At 67.8% G+C, this 3,561-nt stretch carries 4 protein-coding genes and 1 pseudogene; all 5 read left to right on the top strand.

Annotated features, from left to right (window positions below; all coding sequences use genetic code 11):
* A pseudogene (locus ACLL9L_RS01195) lies at positions 1-205 on the top strand (uracil-DNA glycosylase); the annotation flags it as partial.
* A gap of 141 nt (positions 206-346) precedes the next feature.
* Positions 347-1,492: an extracellular solute-binding protein gene (locus ACLL9L_RS01190; RefSeq protein WP_411282811.1), complete on the top strand. Its 1,146-nt coding sequence runs from the start codon at positions 347-349 to the stop codon at positions 1,490-1,492.
* Between the two features lie 25 nt (positions 1,493-1,517).
* Positions 1,518-2,420: an ABC transporter permease gene (locus ACLL9L_RS01185; RefSeq protein WP_411282810.1), complete on the top strand. Its 903-nt coding sequence runs from the start codon at positions 1,518-1,520 to the stop codon at positions 2,418-2,420.
* Between the two features lies 1 nt (position 2,421).
* The gene (locus ACLL9L_RS01180; protein WP_411282809.1) at positions 2,422-3,339 is read left to right on the top strand and encodes an ABC transporter permease; all 918 of its coding nucleotides are present in this window, start codon (positions 2,422-2,424) and stop codon (positions 3,337-3,339) included.
* The coding region (locus tag ACLL9L_RS01175) for an ATP-binding cassette domain-containing protein (RefSeq protein WP_411282808.1) at positions 3,336-3,561 on the top strand (226 nt) is incomplete at its 3' end. The genes ACLL9L_RS01180 and ACLL9L_RS01175, both read left to right, overlap by 4 nt.

Below are 3,561 nucleotides of genomic sequence, written 5' to 3'. Positions count from 1 at the left end.
GGACGCGGCCCTGGCCAGCGCCCGCCGACTCGGCTGGGCGGTGCCGCGACCCGGGCCGCGCTTCGGGCACGGCGCGGAGGCCGTGCTCGTCACCGCGGACGGGCGACCGGTGCGCCTACTGGGGAGCTACCACGTCAGCCAGCAGAACACCTTCACGGGCAGGCTCACCGAGTCGATGCTCGACGCCGTCATCTGCAGGCTGTGACGCCGAAACGGCTGTCAGGAGGCTGGCATCGGCGTCCGGGACATGACAAGCGGGTGGCTTGTCAGTGTCGCGGTGGTAACTATTCCGCATACGTGGTGTTTGCTCTTGCCAATCAGTCACGGAGCCAACAGGGTGTGAGCCATGCGTCGAACCAATGTTGCCGCGATCGTGTGTCTCGCGCCGCTTGCCGCCCTGCTGGTGTCGTGCTCGTCCGGTTCGTCGAGCGGGAGCTCGACGAGCGGGGGCGGGGGCACCACGATCAGTGTCGCCGCGAGCGGCGACACCAACGTCCAGGAGCTCTGGCAACAGATCCTCATCCCGGACTTCGAGAAGGCCAACCCCGGGTCGAAGGTCAACTTCAGCTTCGACCTGCACGGGACCAATGACCAGCAGAACTTCGCCAAGCTCGCGGCCGCGACGCAGCAGGGCAAGGACCCTGGCGTCGACCTCGTCGCCAGCTTCACCGACAAGGCCTCGAGTGCGGGCCTGCTCGCGGACGTCGGGACCGCGGTGGCCAACCTCGCCAACGTCGACCCGAAGGTCGTCGCCGCGGGCGGCAAGGGGGCGATCCCCTATCGTGCCTCGTCGGTGCTCCTGGCCTTCAACCCGGCCAAGGTCGCGAGCCCGCCCCAGACCTTGGACGACCTGCTCGCCTGGATCAAGGCCAACCCGGGCCGGTTCACCTACAACTCGCCCAAGTCCGGCGGGTCGGGTCAGGCCTTCGTCGTGTCGGTCCTCGACAGCAAGGTGCCGGCGGCTGACCGCGAGACGATGACGACGAGCTACAAGAAGGACCTCGAGAAGGGCTGGGACGCGGGTTTCGAGATCTTGCGCGGGCTCAACGAGAGCGTCTACCAGAAGGGTGTCTACCCCAACGGGAACAACCAGGTCCTCCAGCTGCTCTCGTCGGGTCAGATCGACGTCGCTCCCGTGTGGTCCGACCAGTTCATCTCCGGTCAGACCGCGGGGACCATCCCGAAGTCCTACAAGGTCCAGCAGATCAAGAGCCCGTCCTTCACCGGAGGCGCCGCCTACGTCGGTGTCACCAAGGCCTCGAAGAACCAGGATCTCGCGTTCAAGCTCGCGAACTTCATGCTGACTCCCGAGGAGCAGGCAAAGATCGCCGACAAGATCGCCGGCTACCCGGCCATCGCGATGAGCAAGATGAGCCCCGTGATCCAGGCCAGGTTCGAGTCCGCCGACGCCAACAACCTTCGTCCTGGCTACTTCCCGGACCACTCCAGCGACATCAACAACCAGTGGGACCAGAAGGTCCCGGGCAAGTGAGGCCGACGTCGATGGGCACCATTTCGTGAAGGCGCCACTCGGGCGACGGCTCGGCGGACTCGCGCTGGCGAGCCCGCCGCTGCTGCTCGTCGCCCTGTTCGTCGGCTTTCCCATCGTCGTTGCCGTCGCCTACAGCTTCGGCCACATCGGCGGGCTGAACGCGACGGTCGGCGCCATCGCCAAGGACCAGCAGACCGTCGACGCGTGGTGGAAGCTCACCTTCGGCGCCTACTCCCAGGTCTTCGCCGAGCCGCGCTTCCAGCGCGACCTCCTCGTCACGGTCCTCGTGTCGCTGGCGACGACGGTCATCGTCCTCGTGCTCGCCTGGGCCATCGCCCTCTACGTGCGGCTGTCCGACACGTGGGCCTCGCGGGTCCTGTCCGCACTGGCCGTCGTCCCGATGTTCATCCCCGTCGTCATCGCCTCATGGGCCATCCTCACCTTCTACGCCGCCGACGGGTTCCTGCGCTCGGTCGCTTCGCAGCTGGGCCTCGAGGCCCCGGTGTGGGGTTACACCGTGACCGCCGTGGTGATCGGCCTCATCTGGACCCACCTGCCCTTCGCCACGCTCATGGTCGTCTCGGGGGTCCAGGCCGTGCCCGACGCGCTCATCGAGGCAGCGCGGGACGCCGGGGCCTCGATCCCGCGGACCGTCCTCAAGGTCGTCGCGCCGATGGCGCTCGTCCCGACGGTCATCGCCGGGACGTTCACGGCGATCGGCACCCTCGGGTCATTCACCGTGCCCTACTTCACCGGCCCCAACGCCCCGAAGATGTTGGGCGTCGACATGGTCGACTACTTCACGGCCTACAACCTGCCCCAGTCGTCGGTCGTCATGGCCGTCGTCGTCTTCGTCGTGGCCGCCGGTTTCGGTGGGGTCTACGTCTGGGCCAACTACCGGACGGCCGCCGACACGGGGAGGGCCTGAGATGACCAACCTGCCGACCCTCCCGGCAGCGACGTCAGCGACGTCAGCGACTCCGGCTGACGCTCCCGCACGGGGACCGCTGCCGCGCGCCGTCGGTGCCGGCCGGGGAGGCAAGCGGTCGGTGGGCACACTGCTCAACGCGCTCTTCGTCCTCGTCCTCGCCGTCTTCATCCTCGGACCGTTGGCCTGGCTCGGGATCCGCGCCTTCGCGACGAGCTGGACCTACCCCAACCTCATGCCGGACGGCTGGACCCTCCAGTGGTGGCAGGCGGTCTTCGACGACCCCAACCTCAAGACGTCGGTCACCCTGTCCTTCGAGTTCGCCTTCGTGACGGTGTTCGTCTCCGCCGTGCTCTGTCTCCCCGCGGCATACGCCTTTGCGCGGTTCGACTTCCCGGGGCGGCGGTTCTTCCTCATCGGACTCTTCGCGACGAACGCCTTCCCCAAGATGGGCCTCTTCGTGGCCCTGGCCTCGCTGTTCTACGCCCTCAACCTCATGACGACGTTCGTCGGTGTCGTCATCGTGCACGTCCTCGGCACGATCGTCTTCATGACGTGGATCCCGGCGGCCGCGTTCGCCGCGGTGCCGCGGTCCCTGGAGGAGGCGGCGCGGGACGCCGGGGCGGGCAGGTTCACGGTGATGCGCAAGGTGACCCTGCCGCTCGCCGCGCCCGGCATCCTCATCGCACTGATCCTGTCTTTCCTCGCCTCCTTCGACGAGGCCCAGGGCACCTACCTCGTCGGGAGCCCCGACTACATCACCATGCCGACCCAGATGTACTCCCTCGTGCTCAACTACCCGCCCCAGGTGGCCGCCGTCTTCTCGATCCTGCTGGCCATCCCCTCGGCGGTCCTGCTGCTCTTCGTGCGCAAGCACATCATGGGCGGCCAGCTCGCGGAAGGATTCCAGATCCGATGACGACCTCTGCCCCACCCGGCGGCCTCACCCTGCGCAGCGTGCACAAGGTCCTCGGTGGCCGCCCCATCGTCGACAACCTCGACCTCGAGGTCCGCAAGGGCGAGATGGTCTGCCTCCTCGGGCCGTCCGGCTGCGGCAAGACGACGACGCTGCGGATGGTCGCAGGCTTCCTCGAGCCGGACCAGGGGACGGTGCTCATCGACGGCGCCGACGTCACCGCGC

This window comes from Lapillicoccus sp., from assembly GCF_046595215.1.
Taxonomy (GTDB): domain Bacteria; phylum Actinomycetota; class Actinomycetes; order Actinomycetales; family Dermatophilaceae; genus Lapillicoccus.
Note: the sequence above shows the minus strand (reverse complement) of the source record. Positions and strands in the feature narration are given on the sequence as shown.

What these genes read in the sequence shown, in the direction of transcription:
- ACLL9L_RS01190 (WP_411282811.1), top strand. Translation starts at nt 347, where the DNA reads ATGCGTCGAACCAATGTTGCCGCGATCGTGTGTCTCGCGCCGCTTGCC.
- ACLL9L_RS01180 (WP_411282809.1), top strand. Translation starts at nt 2,422, where the DNA reads ATGACCAACCTGCCGACCCTCCCGGCAGCGACGTCAGCGACGTCAGCG.